Source organism: Hazenella coriacea (assembly GCF_004341825.1).
In the GTDB taxonomy this organism is placed as follows: Bacteria; Bacillota; Bacilli; order Thermoactinomycetales; family Thermoactinomycetaceae; genus Hazenella; species Hazenella coriacea.
In genome coordinates this window covers 115244-135834 of sequence record NZ_SMAG01000002.1, presented here as the reverse complement: position 1 = coordinate 135834, position 20591 = coordinate 115244, and the positions used below count along the sequence as shown (strand labels likewise).

General features: G+C 41.8%; 16 protein-coding genes. 3 read left to right on the top strand and 13 right to left on the bottom strand.

Going from position 1 to position 20591, the window contains the following annotated elements; translation table 11 throughout:
- Window positions 1-18 precede the first annotated feature (18 nt).
- From icmF to EDD58_RS03910, 9 genes are all read right to left on the bottom strand, one after another.
- Entirely contained in the window at window positions 19-3276 is a 3258-nt protein-coding gene (icmF, locus tag EDD58_RS03950) for a fused isobutyryl-CoA mutase/GTPase IcmF (protein ID WP_131923551.1), read from the bottom strand.
- Window positions 3251-3913, bottom strand: coding sequence for a TetR/AcrR family transcriptional regulator (locus EDD58_RS03945; protein WP_131923550.1), 663 nt, complete (start codon window positions 3911-3913; stop codon window positions 3251-3253). Before EDD58_RS03945 ends, icmF begins: the two co-directional genes overlap by 26 nt.
- The gene (gene meaB / locus EDD58_RS03940; RefSeq protein WP_131923549.1) at window positions 3910-4869 is read right to left on the bottom strand and encodes a methylmalonyl Co-A mutase-associated GTPase MeaB; all 960 of its coding nucleotides are present in this window, start codon (window positions 4867-4869) and stop codon (window positions 3910-3912) included. The genes EDD58_RS03945 and meaB overlap by 4 nt, the downstream gene beginning before the upstream one ends.
- Window positions 4870-4898: 29 nt before the next feature.
- Window positions 4899-6041 carry an acyl-CoA dehydrogenase gene (locus EDD58_RS03935; RefSeq protein WP_131923548.1) on the bottom strand — a complete coding sequence of 381 codons (1143 nt, stop codon included), beginning with the start codon at window positions 6039-6041 and terminating at the stop codon, window positions 4899-4901.
- Between the two features lie 50 nt (window positions 6042-6091).
- The gene (locus EDD58_RS03930) at window positions 6092-7234 is read right to left on the bottom strand and encodes an acyl-CoA dehydrogenase (protein ID WP_131923547.1); all 1143 of its coding nucleotides are present in this window, start codon (window positions 7232-7234) and stop codon (window positions 6092-6094) included.
- Window positions 7235-7252: 18 nt separating this feature from the next.
- On the bottom strand, window positions 7253-8107 hold the full coding sequence (locus EDD58_RS03925) for a 3-hydroxybutyryl-CoA dehydrogenase (protein ID WP_131923546.1): 855 nt from the start codon (window positions 8105-8107) through the stop codon (window positions 7253-7255).
- Window positions 8108-8136: 29 nt separating this feature from the next.
- Entirely contained in the window at window positions 8137-9315 is a 1179-nt protein-coding gene (locus EDD58_RS03920; RefSeq protein WP_131923545.1) for an acetyl-CoA C-acetyltransferase, read from the bottom strand.
- 258 nt (window positions 9316-9573) lie between these two features.
- On the bottom strand, window positions 9574-10401 hold the full coding sequence (gene bacA, locus EDD58_RS03915) for an undecaprenyl-diphosphate phosphatase (protein ID WP_131923544.1): 828 nt from the start codon (window positions 10399-10401) through the stop codon (window positions 9574-9576).
- Window positions 10402-10831: 430 nt separating this feature from the next.
- Window positions 10832-12925: a (Fe-S)-binding protein gene (locus EDD58_RS03910; protein ID WP_131923543.1), complete on the bottom strand. Its 2094-nt coding sequence runs from the start codon at window positions 12923-12925 to the stop codon at window positions 10832-10834.
- Between the two features lie 754 nt (window positions 12926-13679).
- Between EDD58_RS03910 and EDD58_RS03905 the strand changes: the two genes are divergently transcribed.
- From EDD58_RS03905 to EDD58_RS03895, 3 genes are all read left to right on the top strand, one after another.
- Window positions 13680-14474, top strand: a complete 795-nt coding sequence (locus EDD58_RS03905) for a ParM/StbA family protein (protein ID WP_131923542.1) — start codon at window positions 13680-13682, stop codon at window positions 14472-14474.
- Window positions 14471-14752 (top strand): hypothetical protein, encoded by a 282-nt coding sequence (locus EDD58_RS03900; RefSeq protein ID WP_131923541.1) that lies wholly within the window; start codon window positions 14471-14473, stop codon window positions 14750-14752. Before EDD58_RS03905 ends, EDD58_RS03900 begins: the two co-directional genes overlap by 4 nt.
- A gap of 140 nt (window positions 14753-14892) precedes the next feature.
- Complete coding sequence (locus tag EDD58_RS03895; protein WP_131923540.1) at window positions 14893-15249, top strand: hypothetical protein; 357 nt, start codon at window positions 14893-14895, stop codon at window positions 15247-15249.
- A 162-nt stretch (window positions 15250-15411) separates the two neighbouring features.
- On the opposite strand, the gene kamE is transcribed toward EDD58_RS03895, so the two are convergent.
- The 4 genes from kamE to kamB form a co-directional block, all read right to left on the bottom strand.
- On the bottom strand, window positions 15412-16158 hold the full coding sequence (gene kamE / locus EDD58_RS03890; RefSeq protein ID WP_131923539.1) for a lysine 5,6-aminomutase subunit beta: 747 nt from the start codon (window positions 16156-16158) through the stop codon (window positions 15412-15414).
- Window positions 16133-17734 (bottom strand): lysine 5,6-aminomutase subunit alpha, encoded by a 1602-nt coding sequence (kamD, locus tag EDD58_RS03885; protein ID WP_207903246.1) that lies wholly within the window; start codon window positions 17732-17734, stop codon window positions 16133-16135. Before kamD ends, kamE begins: the two co-directional genes overlap by 26 nt.
- A 4-nt stretch (window positions 17735-17738) precedes the next feature.
- Window positions 17739-19367 (bottom strand): lysine 5,6-aminomutase reactivase ATPase KamC, encoded by a 1629-nt coding sequence (kamC, locus tag EDD58_RS03880; RefSeq protein ID WP_131923537.1) that lies wholly within the window; start codon window positions 19365-19367, stop codon window positions 17739-17741.
- Window positions 19368-19539: 172 nt separating this feature from the next.
- Window positions 19540-20580 (bottom strand): lysine 5,6-aminomutase reactivase subunit KamB, encoded by a 1041-nt coding sequence (kamB, locus tag EDD58_RS03875; RefSeq protein WP_131923536.1) that lies wholly within the window; start codon window positions 20578-20580, stop codon window positions 19540-19542.
- Window positions 20581-20591 lie beyond the last annotated feature (11 nt).

Genomic DNA, 20591 nt, shown 5'->3' with positions numbered 1-20591 from the left:
ATGAATCACATCTGTTTTTTACATATTTCGTCGATATTGTCCGCCTACGTCATATAAAGCACGTGTAATCTGACCTAAACTTGCATAGCGAACGGTTTCCATCAACTCTTTAAAAATATTTCCATCCGCTTGAGCGACTTGTTTTAGTCGTGCTAAGGCGATCTCTGCTTGGGTCTGGTGTTTGGATTGAAACTCTTCTAAATTGGTAATCTGCAACTCTTTCTCTTCGGGAGTGGCTCGAGTTAGTTCAATTTCATAATCCTCAGGTGGGTTAGGATTTTCAAATGTATTTACTCCGATAATCGGTAATTCACCTGAGTGTTTTTTCATTTCATATAACATGGATTCCTCTTGAATTTTTCCACGTTGGTATTGGGTCTCCATCGCTCCCAATACGCCGCCACGATCACTAATCCGTTCAAATTCTTTCAACACAGCTTCTTCTACCAGATCGGTTAACTCTTCGATAATAAATGCACCCTGAAGCGGATTCTCATTTTTGGCTAACCCCAACTCTTTAGTAATGATTAATTGGATTGCCATTGCACGTCGGACAGACTCTTCCGTAGGTGTGGTGATCGCTTCATCATACGCATTCGTATGAAGAGAGTTACATTGATCATAAATCGCCATTAATGCTTGTAGAGATGTACGGATATCGTTAAAATCTATCTCTTGAGCGTGCAAAGAGCGCCCCGATGTTTGCACATGATATTTCAACTTCTGGCTTCGCTCATTAGAACCATATAGTTTTTTCATCACAATCGCCCAGATGCGACGTGCTACACGTCCAATCACGGAGTACTCAGCATCCAAACCATTACTGAAGAAAAAGGAGAGATTATGAGCAAAATCATCCACATTCATTCCACGGCTTAGATAATACTCCACATAGGTAAACGCATTGGCTAGCGTAAAAGCAAGTTGAGAAATGGGGTTTGCTCCAGCTTCTGCGATATGATAACCACTGATACTGACAGAGTAATAGTTACGAACACCCTCTTCAATAAAGTATTGTTGGATATCTCCCATCATCTTTAAAGCAAACTCAGTGGAGAAAATACAGGTATTTTGTCCCTGATCTTCTTTAAGAATATCAGCCTGAACGGTTCCACGAACTGTCCGTAGTGTCTGCTTACGGATCTCTTCAGTTTCTTCGGGAGAAGGCTCTCTACCTTTTTCTGAGCGAAACTTTTCAAATTGCTGTTCAACCGCAGCATTAAAGAACATCGCTAAGATAATGGGGGCAGGACCATTGATCGTCATCGAAACACTTGTATTAGGAGCACAAAGGTCAAATCCATCATACAGCTTTTTCATATCTTCCAAAGTACAAATACTGACTCCAGATTCACCTATTTTCCCATAAATATCTGGGCGAATCGCTGGATCTTCTCCGTACAAGGTTACACTATCAAAAGCGGTAGATAATCGCTTGGCTGTATCATTTTTCGATAAATAGTGAAAACGCTTGTTGGTTCGTTCAGGTGTTCCTTCTCCAGCAAACTGACGTTTAGGATCTTCGTCACCCCGTTTAAATGGAAAAACACCTGCTGTATAAGGGAATGATCCAGGTACGTTCTCTTTCCGTAACCAGCTTAAAAGTTCTCCCCAATCTTTATACTTTGGAAGAGCCACTTTGGGAATACGACTGCCTGATAAAGTTTCTGTATATAAAGAGGTTCGAATCTCTTTATTTCGTATTTGGGTGACAAATTCATCTTGTTGATAGGCGGTGACGACATCCGACCATTTTGTTAGCGCTTTCTTATTTTCATCTGTTAATTTTTCTTTTGCCTCTTCTATCAATGGCTCCATATGCTGAGCAAGTTTCTCATTGGACTCATCCTTATTGAGCAACTCTTTGGTTCCTTCTAACTGGTACCATTGACTGGCTAGTGCGGCCTGCTGTTTGGTCTCCTCATGGTATCGACGCACCGTATTGGAAATATCACGTAGATAATGAGTGCGCTCAGGTGGAATGATATGGATTCGCTCCATCTTTTGGTCCGTCACATCCATCGAAGACTGCCAGTTTAAGTTTAACTTTTCATTCAAACGGTCGATGAGGGCACGATATAAAATATTAGTTCCAGGGTCATTAAAACGACTTGCCATCGTTCCATAAACAGGAATCGTTTCTTCAGGCTCATGGAAAAGATTATGATTCCGACGGTATTGCTTTTTCACATCACGTAAAGCATCTTCGGAACCTTTACGGTCAAATTTATTGATAGCTACTAAATCAGCGTAATCTAGCATTTCGATTTTTTCTAATTGTGAAGGAGCACCAAATTCGGAAGTCATCACATACATCGAGCAGTCACTCACTTGGATGATGTCTGCGTCTCCCTGACCAATCCCACTGGTTTCAACGATGATTAGATCGTAGCCAGCCTGTTTCATAATGGCAATCGATTCTCGAATCGATGCACTTAATTCAGACCGTGTGCGACGAGTTGCTAAGCTCCGCATAAAAGCACGTGGATGATGTACTGCATTCATACGAATCCGATCACCTAAGAGAGCTCCACCTGTTTTTTGTTTAGATGGATCAATCGACAGGATCGCAATCGTTTTATCAGGGAAGTCTTGAAGGTAACGGCGTACTAACTCATCAGTCAATGAGCTTTTACCAGCACCCCCTGTACCCGTAATTCCGACGACAGGGATCTCCTTCTGTTTTTTAGCAGATTCCACCCATTCGTTTAAAATCGCAGGGGCAGACTCACGAATCGCCTCATCTTGCGCAATGTGCTCCGCGTAGGTAAGTAAACGAGCAATCGCACGTTTGTCTTTACGTTTGATCGCCTCTAACTCCCAAGTCACCTTTTCAATCGTTGGGAAATCAGCTTCACGAATCTTATAATTTACCATGCCTTGCAACCCTAATTGGCGACCATCTTGGGGAGAGAAAATCTTACATACACCATAGCTCTCCAATTCACGGATTTCTCGAGGAACGATCACTCCCCCTCCCCCACCAAATACACGGATGTGGGAAGCACCTCTCTCTTTTAACAAATCGATTATATATTTGAAAAATTCGACGTGTCCACCTTGATAAGAAGAGACTGCAATCCCTTGTACATCTTCTTGGATCGCAGATTCTACAATTTCTTCAACAGATCGGTTATGACCTAGATGAATCACTTCTACTCCAGATCCTTGTAGTAAGCGGCGAAATAAATTGATTGAAGCATCATGTCCATCAAATAAACTGGCAGCCGTTAGGAAACGAACGGCATGCTTAGGACGATAGATTTCCGTTTCCATTCTTTAGCCCTCCTGACGTCAATTCATCTAACAAAAGATTCATCTGTCTCTCGGTATACTCTTCAAGATTGTAAAACCGCCCTAATACCCAACTGCGAAATGTCCACATTTGTCCCATCACAATGATGTTATGTGCCATTAATTTGATCGAAGCGGGATGGATTTGAATGGTACCATCCTCCATCCCCTTTTGTAATATTTCTTCAAATATCGAAGTGATCTCTTCTTCTTTGTTTAATACATATCTCATTTGTTCTTTGGGGAGAGATTTAGTCTCTTGGTAAATTAATAGAACAGAGGTATGCATCTCTCCCATCGCATGAAACAATTGTTTTAACGATTTTCGAATAGAATCAATCCCTGAATCTTCAGGAGAAAGAGATTCTCTCAACCTTTGTTCTAGCTCGGAATGAATATGCTCACAAACTAGATAGAGTACATCTTCTTTGCTTTGAATATATTCATACATCGTTCCGATCGACAAACCACACTCTCGGGCAATCTCCCGAGTTGTTGTTTTATGAAACCCTTTTTCAATAAACAGTCGAACCGCACCCTCGATAATTTGCTCCCGTCGCTGTTCTACCAGCTTTTGATCTTTAATCATCGATGGAATCAGTTTCGTATTTTTTTTCATTCAGACCCACCACCTGTTTTACCTAACACTCTATTCATCCATTCTTTAGCTACTTGTGTTGGAAGCTTCTTCCGCTCAGCTACTTGGATTAATTCTTCTTGGTATGCAGGTGAGTTTAATTCTTCTTCTAATTGTTGTCGTAAATAATCCTCGATCAGCTCACGAACCTCTTGTCGAAAATATTGCTGTCTCTTCTGTTCCCATTGGCCTGTGCTTGTTAAAAATTGCTGATGCTGGAGCAGTTGCTCCCACCATTGTTGAATACCTTCTTGCTTAGTTCCAATCGTCCGCACAATCGGCGGAAGCCATTCTTTGGAATGCTTCACTAGATCAAGAAGTTCCTCAATCTCTGCGATTAAACGAGGAGCTCCTGCCAAATCTGCTTTATTGACAACAAACAGATCAGCAATTTCCATGATTCCCGCTTTAAATACTTGAACCACATCTCCGGCACCCGGATTTAGTACCAATGCCACTGAGTCCGCAATGTGCATAATATCCAGCTCTGCTTGCCCAACACCCACTGTTTCAATGATAATCACATCAAAACCAGCTGCATCGAGAACTCGAACCGCCTCTTTGGTCGCTCTTGATAAGCCCCCCAGACTCCCACGGCTTCCCATACTTCGGATAAATACCCCTGGATCTAATGCATGCTGGGTCATCCGTACACGATCACCCAAGATCGCTCCACCGGTAAATGGGCTGGTGGGGTCTACCGCAATGATCCCCACCGTCAGTTGTAGACTGCGTAGATAACTGATCAACCCGTCGATGAGTGAACTTTTACCGGCTCCTGGAGAACCTGTTACTCCAATCAAGTAAGCCTTCCCTGTCAAAGGATAAAGAGCTTCAAGAAATTGAGTCTTTTTAGGATCGTTATTTTCGATGCGACTAATGAGACGGGCAATCGGCCGTTTTTCCTTGTTCTGAATTGACTGGAGCCAGTTCCCCATCGTGTTCTCCTCCTGTTACACACTTGCCCCTATTCTTTCATCAAGTAGTTCGCAATAACCACACGTTGAATTTCATTTGTTCCTTCATAGATTTGTGTAATCTTCGCATCCCGCATCATGCGCTCGACAGGATATTCACGTGTATAACCGTATCCACCCAAGACTTGAACCGCTTCAGTGGTCACTTTCATCGCCACATCCCCCGCAAGCAACTTAGCCATCGCAGATGCTTTTCCATAAGGAAGCCCCTGACTCTCTAACCAAGCAGCTTGATAGGTTAGGAGACGTGCTGCCTCGATTTGTGTGGCCATATCAGCCAGTTTAAATTGAATGGCTTGTAGTTTGGCGATCGGTTGCCCAAATTGTTTGCGCTCTTTGGCATAAGCAAGGGCTTCATCTAGAGCACCTTGGGCAATCCCTACTGCTTGGGCCGCAATCCCATTTCTGCCCCCATCTAAAGTCATCATCGCAATTTTAAATCCTTGTCCTTCTTCACCCAAACGCTGGCTTACAGGGATCCGACAGTTTTCAAAGATAATCTCCAACGTAGACGAGGAACGAATCCCTAGCTTTTTCTCCTTTTTACCAAATGTAAATCCAGGGGTTCCTTTCTCAACAATAAAAGCAGTGATTCCTTTGTGTTTGAGAGAAGCATCTGTCACCGCAAACACAACATAAACCTCCGCATCTCCACCATTGGTGATGAAAATCTTACTTCCATTCAGAATATAATCGTCACCATCACGGACTGCTGTTGTTTTCATACTAGCTGCATCTGTCCCTGAGCTAGGTTCAGTCAATCCATAAGCCCCTAGTTTTTTTCCTTCAGCCATAGGGCGTAAGAATTTTTGCTTCTGTTCATCGGTTCCAAATTTAAAGATGGGCCAACCAGCTAGAGAGATATGAGCTGACAAAGTTACACCCGTAGAACCACAAACCCGAGACAGCTCCTCAACTGCGATCACATAGCTCAGAAAGTCAGCATCCGCACCGCCAACGTCTTCTCCCCAAGGAATCCCAGTGAGACCTAGTTCGCCCATTTTATCAAAAATAGATCGATCAAATACTTCTTTCTCATCCCGTTCAGCTGCTGTTGGTGCTACCTCATGTAGTGCGAATTCACGAACCATCTTACGCATCATTTCATGTTCTTCACTTAGTTGAAATTGCATTGATGTACACTCCTCTTATTCTATATATCATCGCTGTTAGATTCTGAATGTTATTGTCGAATGAGTTCGTTTCCAATCACAATACGCTGAATTTCATTCGTTCCCTCATAAATTTGTGTGACTTTAGCATCACGAAATAACCGTTCAACTGGATATTCACGGGAATAACCATAACCACCATAGATTTGAATCGCTTCAGTGGTCACTTTCATCGCCACATCTGTCGCAAACATTTTAGCCATGGAGGACTCTATTTTACAAGGAGCTCCTAGTTGTCTAGCTTCTGCTGCTCGGTAGATCAGCAGTCGAGCAGCTTCAATCTGGGTTGCCATTTCAGCCAACTTGAACTGAATGGCTTGTTGCTTGGCAATCGGCTGTCCAAATTGCTTTCTTTCTTTGGCATATTGGAGCGCATATTGAAACGCAGCCGTTGCAATACCTAATCCTTGGGCGCCAATCCCAATCCGCCCACCAGCTAAATTAGAAAGTGCGACTTCATACCCCTGTCCCTCTGCACCCAAGCGATTTTGAACAGGCACTTCAGCTTCTTCAAAGATCAACTCACAGGTGTTGGAGCCATTAAGCCCCATCTTTTTCTCTTTCTTACCTACCTGGAATCCCTTTGTATCCTTATCAACGATGAAGGCCGTGATTCCTTTTGCCCCCAGATCAGGATCCGTCACTGCAAAAGTGATATAAGTATCTGCTTCTCCAGCATTGGTTATGAAGATTTTACTACCGGTTAGAATATAATGATCTCCTACACGTCTCGCTCTAGTAGCAATCTTGGAAGCATCTGATCCTGCTTGAGGCTCTGTTAAAGCAAAAGCGCCTAGGTATTCCCCTTGTGCAAGCAATGGGACATATTTCTTCTTCTGTTCATCTGTACCAAACTTCAAAATTGGCATGGTTCCCACCGATGTATGAACAGCTAAGATCACTCCGACTGTAGCACTCACACGGGAAATTTCCTCCAACGCTAAAATGTATGAAATAAAATCGGCTCCGGCTCCGCCCCATTTCTCATCAACAGGAATCCCCATGAGGCCTAAGTCCGCCATTTTTTTTACAACTTCGCGGGGGAAACGGTCCTCTTCATCCATCGCTTCAAGGTAGGGCGTAATCTCCGCCTGAGCAAAATCTCGTACCATTTTCCGCATCATTAGTTGTTCTTCTGTAAACTGGAATTTCATAACCTACAGCACCACCGATTATTCGTATGAGTAAAATCCACGACCACTCTTTCTGCCTAACCATCCTGCTTTCACATATTTACGTAATAATGGACAAGGACGGTATTTGCTGTCGCCAAATCCTTCATAAAGCGTTTCCATAATGTACAAACAAGTATCTAAGCCGATAAAGTCAGCTAAGGTAAGCGGACCCATCGGATGATTCATGCCCATTTTCATCACATCATCCACCGCTTGAGGTGTAGCGACTCCTTCATAAACAGCATAGATCGCTTCATTAATCATCGGCATGAGAACACGGTTTGCAACAAAGCCAGGGTAATCGTTAACTTCAACTGGATTTTTCCCCATCTCACGTGCCAACTGTTCCACTGCTTGATAAACTTTATCAGACGTAGCTAAGCCACGAATCACTTCCACTAGCTTCATCACTGGAACCGGATTCATAAAATGCATCCCAATCACTTGCTCAGGACGCTTGGTCACAGCGGCAATCTCAGTGATCGGCAGTGAAGAGGTATTGCTTGCTAGAATCGTATGAGCAGGGCAATACTGATCTAGCTGACGAAACACTTCTGTCTTCACTTCCATGTTCTCGATCACCGCTTCGATCATGAGATCTACTTCCTCACAAGCTTGCTTCATTTCAGTCGTAGTAGTGATTCTGTCAAGAATGGATTGCTTATCTTGTTCGGATAATTTTCCTTTTTCTACACTACGAGTTAAGTTTTTTTGGATATTAGCCAATCCTTTTTCGACAAACTCAACTTTTGTATCTAACAAAGTGACTTCACAGCCTGCTTGGGCAGCTACTTGAGCGATCCCACTCCCCATTTGTCCAGCACCAATCACACTTACTTTACGTATATTCACTGTGGTATTTCCTCCTTTGCTCCTACTTCTTAATCAACACGAATGAGTACAGCATCCCCTTGAGCAGCTCCACTACAAATCGCCGCAACGCCTAAGCCGCCACCACGCCGCTTTAATTCATGAACCAATGTTAAAATAATTCTTGCTCCACTTGCGCCGATTGGATGACCGAGAGCAACAGCCCCACCATTCACATTGACTTTCTCAGGGTCCCAATCAAGAATTCTTCCATTAGCCAACGCAACCGCAGCAAAAGCTTCATTTACTTCAAACAGATCAATATCTTTTACTTCAAGATTATGTTTTTTCAATAATTTTTTGATAGCATAAGCAGGTGTCACTGGGAAATCTTCCGCTTCCATTCCCACAGCTGCATGCCCTAGAATCCGAGCCATTGGTTGAATGCCTAGTTCTTCTGCTTTTTTGGTTGAAGAAATCACTAGAGCCGCCGCTCCGTCATTCACCCCAGGAGCATTTCCTGCCGTAACCGTACCCTCTTTAAGATAAGCTGGCTTAAGTGAAGCTAATTTATCTAAGTTCGTATCGGCACGCACGGATTCATCCCGATCAACGACGATTTCCTTCTTCTTAGTCTGGATGGTTACAGGAACAATCTCCTCTGCGAGCTTTCCTTCTTCAATCGCTTTTAAAGCTCGTTCATGGCTACGTAGTGACCATGCATCTTGCTCTTCACGAGTCACTCCATATTTGGCTGCTGTATGGCTCCCATGGATGATCATGTGCACATCGTGGAAAGCGCACCAAAGTCCATCATGTACCATCAGATCGACAAGTTGTCCATCTCCCATCCGTTGACCAAACCGAGCTGTTGGAAGTGAGTAAGGAGCATTGCTCATGCTTTCCATCCCACCAGCTACAATGACATCTGCATCCCCTGCACGTATGATTTGATCGCCAAGGGTAACACTTCTCATTCCTGAAGCACACACTTTGTTAATGGTTTCTGTCTGTACCTCCCAAGGAAGCCCTGCATGCCGTGCTGCTTGGCGTGAAGGGATTTGACCCGCGCCTCCTTGTAAGACCATCCCCATGATTACTTCATCGACAGATTCATCTGGTACACCTGCTCGCTCTAAAGCCGCGCGGATCGCAACGCCTCCCAGTTTCGCAGCTGGAACATCTTTTAATCCCCCACCAAACTTACCAAAAGGAGTTCTTGCACCACCTAAAATAACTGTTTCTGCCATTACTGGTCACCTCCAACAGATCTCACTCTATCGAGCGTTCGTTCGGTTTCGAAGAAAATGAAAACGTCTTCATCTTCTAGAGTATCGAATAGGATTCATGTTAGCAATAGTCTAAACAAATTTTATATTATATAAGTCTTGGAAAAACCTCTTAAAAAGTACAGCCCACCTCTGATGAAGTGGGCATGACAATCCAATATTTAAGGCATGATAGAGAAATACACAGAGTTCATAACTCACATTCCCCTATTTATACTATTACAGAATGAAAAACCAGAAGACAATCGCTAAAACAAAGCGATAAATAGCAAACGGAACTAATTTAACTTTTGAAATCAGTTGTAGGAAATACTTAATTGCAACCATTGCCACTACAAAAGCCGTGATAAACCCTGTTATAAATAAAGGTAAGTCAGCTAAAGTTAGGAATCCCCAGCTTTCATATAAGTCTTTAGCAGTAGCTGCCATCATAATGGGAACCGCCATAATAAAAGTGAATTCAGAAGCAGCTCGGTGACTCAACCCGACAAGGAGCCCACCTGAAATGGTTGATCCAGAGCGAGAAAAACCAGGCCAGAGAGCAAAACATTGGAACAGTCCTACTAAAAGAGCTTGTTTATAAGTCACATCATCTAAAGTCTTGGCAACAGGACGCGGTTTGCGAAATCCTTCAGCAATAATCATCAAGACCCCACCTGCAATCAACCCAATGACGACGGAGGATGCTGAAAATAACCCTTTAATATAACTATGAAATAATGCACCCAAGATAACAAATGGTGCCATCCCAATGGCTAGATGCCAGATGCTTAAACGTCCTTGTTCATCAGCTTCATCAGTTTCATCAGCTTCTTTATTACCCAACCCTAAAATGTTCAAAATCCGTTGCCAAAATACAAATAAAACAGCCATAATCGATCCCAGCTGAATCACAACTTCAAAGGTCTCTGCTCGAGCTCCTTCAAATCCAAGTAAGTGTCCAGTTAAAATCATATGACCTGTTGAAGAAACAGGGGCAAATTCAGTTAAACCTTCTACGATCCCCATGATCAATCCAACGATGATATCCCAAAGTGTACCTGACATGATCTCGACCCCCATTTTTCACAGATTTATAATAATTTCCAACACAATTTTTCAAATGAAACCTCTTCGCTTAGTAATGTCTATGAGGTAAGAATCCCCTATGCGAAACATCGACTCTCCATCTTTCTATTGACACTACTGCTTTTCTATCATTTAGTTATGTATCCCTAATGAAAAGGAAATACCGCCTCTTCATATGAATAGAAAAGGCGGTTTTATCCATTTCTTTTTAACCACTACCCATGATCTTACTGTGAATAATGCATGTTCGCAAGAGTTATTTCCTTTTTTTATGGGAGTAATTTTATTTAGTTTTTAAAGTTGCCTACTTTCCGCCATTGAAGGGTTCCACTAAGTAGTGGGACAAAGTCATTTCAGGCGCAAGAGACCGCCTTCTTTACTTATGATTAATCAACTCGATGAAGTTTTTCTATACCACTTCTTCTGTGATCGCTTCTTCACTGGAGAGTTCAATGGACAATGCAAGAATTTCAGCTACATCCATCGTTTTCACACTATCTTCTACTTCTTTGGCTTTTGTGCCATCAGATAACATGGTAAGGCAGTAAGGACAAGCGCTTCCAATCATACTTGGATTTACTTCAAGAGCCTGTTCAGTACGAGACACATTCACTCGCACCCCTTCCGTCTCCTCTAACCACATCAGTCCTCCACCTGCACCACAGCACATTCCGTTCTCTCGATTCCGTTCCATCTCGACAAGCTCAACACCTGGTATACTTTTCAAAATATAACGTGGTGCTTCATATCCTTGGTTATACCGTCCTAGATAGCAAGAGTCATGGTATGTGATCCGCTCTTTCACTTCTTTAGTAGGCTTGAGTCTACCTTCGCGGATTAGATCTGCGAGAACCTCTGTATGATGGTATACTTCCGATTCCAGACCCAGGTCTGGATATTCATTTTTAAAAGTATTGTAAGCATGTGGATCAATCGTAATAATTTTCTTTACTTTATTCTTTTCAAAGAGTGAAATATTATCTACTGCTAGTTGTTGGAATAAAAACTCATTCCCCATTCGACGAGGTGTATCCCCTGAGTTTTTCTCCTTATTACCGAGAATAGCAAATTTAACTCCTGCTTCGTTAAGCAATTGCACCAAAGCACGGCTAATTTTTTGACTGCGAAGATCATAGGAGCCCATCGAACCCACAAAGAATAGATATTCAAATTCTTTTTCCTCTTTGACTGTAGGAACTGGAACAGGTGCATCCTCTTTCCACTTTGCCCGATCTTTTTTACTGATTCCCCAAGGGTTTCCTTGTCTTTCAATATTAGAAAAGGTACGTGAAGTTTCGGGATGCATTTTTCCCTCTGTCATCACTAAATAACGTCTCATATCTATAATTTTATCTACGTGCTCGTTCATCACTGGACATTGGTCTTCACAGTTGCGACAAGTGGTACAAGCCCATAGCTCCTGTTCTGTGATCACATCACCAATCAGTTGAATGGGGTAATGAACAGACCCATCTTCTTCTCGAGTCACTGCCACTTCCTGTACAGCTTGATTCGCTCCAGCAAAGGCAAAGGAGGGAACCCATGGAGACTTTGAAGTAATCGCAGACCCTTTGGCTGTCAAATGATCTCTCATTTTAACGATTAAGTCCATCGGAGATAAGAGTTTCCCTGTACCAGCTGCTGGACACATATTGGTACAACGTCCACATTCTACACAAGCGTATAAGTCAATTAATTGCTTTTGGTTAAAATCTTCAATTTTATTAACCCCATATTCTTCTACAGACTCATCTTCAAAGTCGATGAGAGAAAGTTTGGCAGGGGGTTGTTGTCTTTTTAAAAATACATTGAGTGGCGCTACAAGTAAATGAAAATGCTTGGACTGAGGAACATAGACCATAAAAGTAAAGAGAACGATGGCATGTACCCACCAGAACACAAAAAACATGATTTCCCCAACATCAGCACTCATCCAACTGAATGGCATAGCAAGTAGGGATGAAATCGGGGTATACAAACTAGATGGTTCTTGTGCCCAAATCTTTTCAAAAGTTGCCGATAAAAGAATTGAAGCCATCAAGGAAGTTAGAAAAATGATAACTAGGCCAGACTTGAAGCCGCGCTTAAGACGAGCAAGCTTTTCAACATAACGGCGGTAAAAGGCATAGATCGTAGCTAGTAGTACTAAGAAAGTCGTAATCTCTTGTAAAAACAAGAAGACAGGATACGCAGGAAGTGGTAGATGAGATCCAGGCGCTAATCCTTTGATAAATAAGTCAATCGCTCCAAATTGAATGATGATAAAGCCATAAAACATCACTGCATGCATAAATCCACTTTTCTTATCTTTAAGCAGCTTTTTTTGCCCAAAGACATTAACCATCACTTCATTGATCGCTTTTTTAAAGTCAACATGAAAGTCAGATGGCTTTCCTAGGCGCACAAACATATAACGCTTATAAATCACATTACCAAAAAGATAAAATGCGTAAGCCGCCAATCCTAGAAACACGAGCAAATTAACGATCTGCAAGGCTTCCATCTTTTTCTCTCCTCTCCTTCTGTTTCGTGTATTTGGAAAACATACACTAAATAGATATGAATTCGTTTTCAAACGTTTGATCTCATATTATCATAAACTGAGTGGTCATTCATTTGTTTTTTCTGAGATCAGTCGTTTCAAACATAGATTCGTTATAAATCTAAAAAATCCTATTGCAAAAATGCAACACAAATGATGATTCCAATGTGAGGCTATTCAATCGTCATCTATCATCTAAACCAAATCCCGTCGGATCATTGTTTCTCTGTCTCATTCCCATCAAGAGTAGCAAATGTCATCCACCAGAGAATCAACGTCCTTACTATATGAGTGGGGTATTAAAAGATAATATCTAACTACTTCTTATATTATCATCAATTAAGATTTGAAGACTGATATTCAAAAAAACTTATGCTTACTTGACAAACATTTTAGACCTGTTTTTTGAAGTATGAATGATGTTTTTGTCAATGTCTATTTATCATCATAATCTGTTTATTTATGCTTTCTATTCAATTTAATATACATATTTCTATAAATACATAATGTTTTCATTTATTTTTAGGTGATTTCATGTATAATAGACTGTAGTCCGTACAAAATCATATAATTTCTAATGTTGTTGACATTAGTCAGTACTATTAGACACAATCAAAATAGTTATGCTGACACTTGTAAGTACTATAGTCACAAAATATATTTTATAAGTCCAATAGTCATGACTATTGTCATTTTTCAAGAAAGGGTGCTTTTGATGTTAATCGCCGTAGATGCAGGAAGATCTTATGTAAAAACAATTGTAGGGAACCAGAGATTTGTATTTCCTAGTAAAGTTTCAAAAGCAAGAAAACGTGCATTTGTGCAAACATTACCTGAGGATATGGAACTTCGCTATTTGGGGAAGGAATATTTTATTGGACAATTGGCTGAACGAGAAGGGTCATTTACACGACAAATGATGACAGAGAGTAAGGTGAATACAGAGACCTTATTGTTGATTTTGACAGCTCTTTTTAAAGCAGGTGCAGTAGGAGACGTAAATATAGTTACAGGTGTTCCAATTAATATGTATAAAGAGGATGAGCGAACACGTTTACGTGCAAAGCTGGAAGGAGAGCATGAGGTTCTGTTAAATGGTACCTTCCGTAAGATACATATTCGAAAAGCTGCCATCACCATTGAAGGGGGAGCGGCTTATTGGATCCATAAACGTATGGGAACAGTTCGGATCGTTGATCCTGGGGCACGTACTACGAATTATGCTACGTTTAAAGATGGAGTTTTTATTGATCGAGAGAGCGGAACCATTTCCAAAGGATGGGAAAATGTTCGGGAAGCAGATCCTGAGGAAATGGCTGCAATGATTGTAGGTCATCTTGGAGGAATGTGGGAACCTACGGATATAGTTGAACTAATTGGCGGAAAAGCACATGACCTTCTAGAGCCCTTTAAACATGAAGGCTTTAGTTTTGCAATCGCATCCGATGATCCACAATTTTCCAATGCCCTAGGTTATTATGCCTTAGGGAAGGAGACGATCGGATTATGAGTTCTTACAAAAAAAGAGAAAGGCGACAAGTCTCTTTTAATACTGAAGATGCTATTGAGTTAGAGTTACTACAGTTTGCAGATCGTGAAGATATTAACTTTTCAGGACTCGTGAAACACTTGCTATTTGCGTATCGGATGGGGCAAATCCAACCCTCATCTCCTTCAACCCATTCCTTTGATCCACAGCTTATGACTCCTTCACTGGGATCTACTAGACCGGACATGACTGCCAATATACAAAGGATTAAAGCGAGTGGGATGCCTTTTGATTTGTAAAAGAGTTGTAGACTTAAAGTTTAAGTCAATGGAGTATCCTACATGAAATCGTTTCACCTGGTAGACTAGGAGGATGCCATAAACAACTTATCAACACGACTTTATTTGTTTATACTTCATGTTGCTAAGGAGAGACAGTTATGCAACAAGTTAATAGTTTTACCATCCCTTATGAGATTGTCGATCCTTTATCTCCTACAGAGAGGTTTGTCTATTACGAACTATGTCGGTTAGCAGTAAGACAAAACACCCTCAATGAGGAATTTCGGATTCGAATTCCTAAAGGCTCCTTAATTACGTCTACCTTACGTCTATCCAAAATCTTGGATATGGCTTATTCCAAGACTGGCGTAACCCTAGATGTGTTAGCCGATCGTTCTCTAATTGAAATGATTCCATTGGAAACAGGTAGCCAAGTTCCTACTTTTTTCCTTATTCAGGTAAAAAAAGAGCTGCCTCCATCTCCTAAGAAAAGAAAAAGCTTATTAGACTTCTAAAGAAGTGGTACAAAATCTTTTCGATAGAAATATCGATTCCTCACTTATAGTGAATCAACACGACTAAAAAAACTGTCAAATTCCCCTTTACTGACAACCAAAATCAATTACAATCGTCAGTTATTTCATGGGAGTTTGACAGTTTTTCTTTATCTTCGGGCTTTATGATCCCTGCCGCTGATTGATCTCCTGAACAAAGTAAGAAGCTACATGCGGTGCGAGGGAGCCAGGTCCAAATCCTGCATCAAATCCTAACTCCAAGGCTAGTTCATGTGAAATTCGAGGTCCTCCACAGATGAGGATAAAGCGCTCACGTAATCCTTCTGCTTCAAGGAGATCGATCAGTTCCGTTAAGTTGGTGATGTGAACACCCTTCTGGGTAACAATTTGCGAAACAAGCAGAACGTCTGCATCTAACTCGATGGCTTTACTGACAAGTTCTTCATTGGCTACTTGACTCCCCAAGTTATAGGCTTCAATCTCTGGATATCGTTCTAATCCGTATTCACCGTTGTACCCTTTCATATTCATAATGGCATCAATACCCACCGTATGAGCATCGGTTCCCGTACATGCCCCAAGCACAACCAGCTTTCTACCTATTTTTTCTTTAATAAACGAATTAATTTGGTAAAAATCCATGACCTCTGATTCTACTTTAGGAACTTGGATCTTGGTAAAGTCAATCGAATGCTGACATTTACCGTAAACAATAAAATAAGTAAAGGACTCTCCAAGATCTTTCATGTGATAAACTTGCGGTTCAAGCAACCCCATCTGGATCGCCAATTGTCGTGCAGCTTCTCGTGCCTCTTCCCCATGGGGAACTGGAAGGGAAAAACTTAATTGAACGGCTCCATCATTGAATGTATCTCCATAAGGCTTAATTCGTGTAAAGTCCACGCTCATAAGTTGATCCCTCCCTTTGTGGCAACTCTAGTCTAAAACGCAACTCTTCTTCAAAGGGGTTATAGTATTCCAAATCACGCTCGACAACACCTTGTAACCCTTTTCCTCCAGTTAGCGAGCGTTTTACGTCCCCAAACATCCCTTTTTCCAAAGCCGCAAATAATCCTGTCTCTTCCATCTCCTCTAAAATCTGTACAGCTTGAGCCAGTACATGCTGGGCTCGTTGCTCAATAATTCCCCCTGATCGGAAAATAATTTCATCCCCTAGATGTCGGGCATTATTAAAGATATACTGTGCATTTTCCACAGCTAGCTGACGATCCTGAATATGAGGTGTATGCATTGCTTCAGTCATCATGCCAAGCAGTTGTACCCCTTGACCTGTTAAAATGCTTACCAGGTTGAACATCGCATCTTGAATATGACCTTTGAAAATATTACCAGTCATATGCTTGGTAGGAGGCATATATTTCAATGGGGCATCAGGGAAAATCTGTCTAGACATTTGTGCTTGAGCAATCTCTAACAACAATCCATCTTCTAAATCAGGGTTCATCTCAAAAGCATGTCCTAAGCCCATCTGTTCGGCGGGTAATCCAGATAATAAAGCGAGTTGCTCATTGATAAATTGCGATGCAAGGACCGTATGTGCAGCTTCTACCGCATCCGCAGTCGTTAAGTAGTTATCTTCCCCCGTATTGATCATGATCCCAGCAAAACCGTTAATCATCCGAGAAAAAGCTTGGTCTATCAAGGTTCGTTGCATATTGATATCCCGAAACAAGATCCCATACAATGCATCATTTAACATCACATCAAGTCTTTCCATTGCACCCATCGCCGCGATCTCCGGCATACATAACCCTGAGCAATAATTACATAAACGAATATATCGTCCTTCTTCTTCTCCTACTTCATCTAGAGCCTGACGCATGATTTTAAAGTTTTCTTGCGTGGCATAAGTTCCTCCAAATCCTTCGCGTGTAGCCCCGTATGGGACATAGTCGATCAAGCTCTGTCCTGTACTCCGAATCACAGCAATGATATCAGCACCTTGTCTGGCTGCGGAACGCCCTTGAACAGCGTCTTCATAAATATCTCCTGTAGCTACAATGAGATATAGATAAGGCTTCGGTCCCTCACCCAACCGATCGATCAAGTGATCCCTTTGTTTCCGATTGGCAAAAATTCCATCCAATCGTTCTTGCGCTAATTCTCTCCCTTTTTGTATTAATTGAGCACGGTCTACCAAGGGTAAAGACGTAAGCTGTAGGGAACCCTTAGCGATTTGTTCAGCAACTGTTTGTGCATCGATGTCTAATTGAATCATCGCATTGAGAATCCAAGTTGATACTCCCATCGACAGCTTTCCTTGTTGATGAAGATGATCAACCACTACGTTTGGTAAAGGGACATACTCTGAATCTACGCCATCAATCCCCATGAGTCGAAGTACCGTTCGCTCTACAGCAACTGTGGTTTTACTAGAAATAAAAGAATCTACCTGACCTGCAATTTTCTGCGCCGCTTGCCTTGCTCGTTCAATTTGCTGCGAATCTAAGTGCAATTTTGCCATGATTCTATTCCTCCCCTCTCTTACTTTTAACTAACTGCTGTGCTTGCTTCACAATGTCAGCATGTAATCCTAACATTTTCGCAATAGAAATCGCTTGTTCAGGAAATTGATCTTGCTCCTTGACAGGTACCAAACGATAATCCATTCGCTGATGCAACAGTGAAATCCAAGCTTTGGGATCTTTCTCGATGGGATACAGATACACTTCTTCAGGAAGACCTGCTACACGAAAAACTTGAATATGTTTCAAAGACATCAGCTCTTGGTAATGAGTCACATGAAGTGTCCAGATCTGTGACCGACTTAAATAATCTGTAATCGCAAATGAAAGGGAAGCACCTTCAATGGGGTTCGTCCCTCGTCCAATTTCATCTAATAAAAGCAATCCTTGCTGTTTTTTCTTCTCCAACCAAGTGCCAAGTCGGATCACCTCTGCACCAAAACTGCTTAATCCTTTCTCTACCTGTTGATCATCTCCAATCACTGTGGCGATCCATGGAAATAAGGGCATCCGACAACGAGTTGCAGGCACAAAAAACCCCAGTTGAGCCAATGCCGTAATCATCCCAACAGTTTTTATAGCAACGGTTTTCCCACCCATATTGGGTCCGATGATGACACTCACCCCTTGATAAATATGAAGATCAATGGGTGTAAAAGAGAGCTCTTTTTGATGAAGATATCTTTCTACCACTGGATGAACTCCTTGATCTAGGACGAAATGATCTACATCCCATTCTGGTTTGACACCATTCCAAGTTGTAGCCAGTCGTACTCGAGCCCACAAGAGATCAAAGTGAGTCAATTTCTCCACAATCTGCTGAATCTCGGACAGGTGCGGCATAAATTGATGAGCTAATTGTTGTAAAATCAACTGTACCCGCTCTTCAATCTGTTGTTTTAACTCGTCCTCTTGGGCTTGCTCTAGATTGGGTCGAGAGAGTTCATACACCTTTTCATACATCGTTTCTCGAATGAGTGTGATCTGGGATTCGCCTTCAAGCTCACGGTGAACCGGAGCTTTTCGATCTATCACCCATTCACCCAGTCGATTCGGACGAATATTGTATTTAGACTCAAGTTGTTGAATCGATTCTTCCCGTTCTTTCTGTTTCTGGACTTCAAGCTGTCGTAATCTTTTTCTTGCATTTTTTAATCTTTCATCATAAGCATCTTCAACAGCAAAAGAAGGTTGTAAAGAGGGTGAAGGGTTCAGTCTCCACAAAAGACGATTCACTATTTCGATTTCCTCTTTTGACAATAAAAAGGAGGTCAGTCGTTCATGCTTACTTAACAACTCCATCCACTCTTGGATCAACCATAAAAAACGCTTCAGGTGAAACCAATCCGTTAAAGCTGGAGTCCGCGATTGTGATAACAGCTCCAGTATGGAAGTAATATCAGGGAATTGTTTACAAATCCGCTCCAGTTTATGAAACTCCTCTGAGAAAGTTCGTCCTACAGACTGAAGCTTCTCTTGTTCATTTAACATCCATAGCCAACGCTCTTCTTCACCAGGTAAAAACGGCTTGAGATTCTTTCTTTCCTTTTTTCCATAAGGGGTTAGTGGCTCAAAATCTGCCAAAATCTCTTCCAAGTGAAGTTGAGAACGAGTCTGTTCATCGATCCACATCCACAACCCTCCTTTAACATCGATCTCTTAATCATTCGTGTCGATGAGGCAATGATTACCTAACTCCTAGAGTGCTAGAGTTTGATGTTCAGGTTCACCTTCCATAAGCTTGTGACTTTCGAAGAAGAAATGAAATCCACTCGATCCTTCGATCGAAATATCGCTTCTCAACTTATGGATAATCGTCACTGTTGTCTCTAACTACATCAAACACAGGTAGTGGATGCGCTAACTGAGTGATCTGTTGTTTCATCTGTACAGGATCTAATGAGTATCCATCAGGCGAAACAGGATTTATAGCAACACCAAGTAGACGAGCACTTTTCCCCACTAAAAAAGCCCCACCTCGCTGGGTATACTGACGCATGGTAGGATAAGAAACAAATAAATGAGTCGCATCGGGGATAATCAAGGTAAGAAACTTTTTTTGCTCTAATAAGTATTGAACGAAGCGCTCAGAGCAAGCCCCTGGAATCACCCACGAAGACCATTCTTGTTTTTGTTGAAATACTTTTTTTATCGCCTGAAGCGGAAATAAAGATGAAAATGGAAAAACTTCTAAACCCTCTTGGTGGATCCCCACAACTCGTTTGGTTTCCTGTGACCGTCGAGATGCTTCCTGCTCGATCGGGACCTGTGACTCCATTAATGTGAAGGGATACATCCAGTCACGTGCTTGGGTTTCTAATCGTGGAAGAGAAATAGCTGCTGCGGCTCCCACCACCAGAAATACTCCTTGTGCAAGCAATGGACTGGCTGAAGTTTTCCGATTATAAGCTCCATCAATAAAACGAAGTGATACCCCTAGCTTTTTAAGTACATGAAGGACCTGTTGAATCCCCTCTTTGGTATGAATCCCTGCCAATTGAACCGATGTATCTCTTCTAGCTCGGGCAATCATCACCCGTCCCATCACGGTTGTTAAACTGGTTGACTCTACAATTTGCCAAGTTTCTGGTTGTAGATTAAGCAAATTGTCAGCAGTGGCAACCCAACATCCTTCGGGAACAAAGACTGGAGGTTTGGGACGCCCACTCCAGACGTCCCGCTCCTCCCCATCAATACCGATACTAAGTAAGCCAATTGATCTTTTCCGATACATTTCTTGTACCAAGACATTTAGAACTGTTGTTTTTCCAGCATTTTTAGATAAACCAATCATTGAAACCGTTTCCACATCATCAGGAATTAAGGTAGAAATCTTTTTTCTCATGTGAAGTATTT

Bases quoted from the DNA above. Each gene is read 5' to 3' on its own strand.
- EDD58_RS03910 (WP_131923543.1), bottom strand. From the start codon at position 12,925: ATGGAAGCCTTGCAGATCGTTAATTTGCTCGTGTTTCTAGGATTGGCG.
- EDD58_RS03920 (WP_131923545.1), bottom strand. From the start codon at position 9,315: ATGGCAGAAACAGTTATTTTAGGTGGTGCAAGAACTCCTTTTGGTAAG.
- kamD (WP_207903246.1), bottom strand. From the start codon at position 17,734: ATGGCAAAATTGCACTTAGATTCGCAGCAAATTGAACGAGCAAGGCAA.
- bacA (WP_131923544.1), bottom strand. From the start codon at position 10,401: ATGTCAGGTACACTTTGGGATATCATCGTTGGATTGATCATGGGGATC.
- meaB (WP_131923549.1), bottom strand. From the start codon at position 4,869: ATGGGGAACTGGCTCCAGTCAATTCAGAACAAGGAAAAACGGCCGATT.
- kamE (WP_131923539.1), bottom strand. From the start codon at position 16,158: ATGAGCGTGGACTTTACACGAATTAAGCCTTATGGAGATACATTCAAT.
- EDD58_RS03945 (WP_131923550.1), bottom strand. From the start codon at position 3,913: ATGAAAAAAAATACGAAACTGATTCCATCGATGATTAAAGATCAAAAG.
- kamC (WP_131923537.1), bottom strand. From the start codon at position 19,367: ATGTGGATCGATGAACAGACTCGTTCTCAACTTCACTTGGAAGAGATT.
- EDD58_RS03900 (WP_131923541.1), top strand. From the start codon at position 14,471: ATGAGTTCTTACAAAAAAAGAGAAAGGCGACAAGTCTCTTTTAATACT.
- EDD58_RS03895 (WP_131923540.1), top strand. From the start codon at position 14,893: ATGCAACAAGTTAATAGTTTTACCATCCCTTATGAGATTGTCGATCCT.
- icmF (WP_131923551.1), bottom strand. From the start codon at position 3,276: ATGGAAACGGAAATCTATCGTCCTAAGCATGCCGTTCGTTTCCTAACG.
- EDD58_RS03935 (WP_131923548.1), bottom strand. From the start codon at position 6,041: ATGCAATTTCAACTAAGTGAAGAACATGAAATGATGCGTAAGATGGTT.
- EDD58_RS03930 (WP_131923547.1), bottom strand. From the start codon at position 7,234: ATGAAATTCCAGTTTACAGAAGAACAACTAATGATGCGGAAAATGGTA.
- kamB (WP_131923536.1), bottom strand. From the start codon at position 20,580: ATGAGAAAAAAGATTTCTACCTTAATTCCTGATGATGTGGAAACGGTT.
- EDD58_RS03905 (WP_131923542.1), top strand. From the start codon at position 13,680: ATGTTAATCGCCGTAGATGCAGGAAGATCTTATGTAAAAACAATTGTA.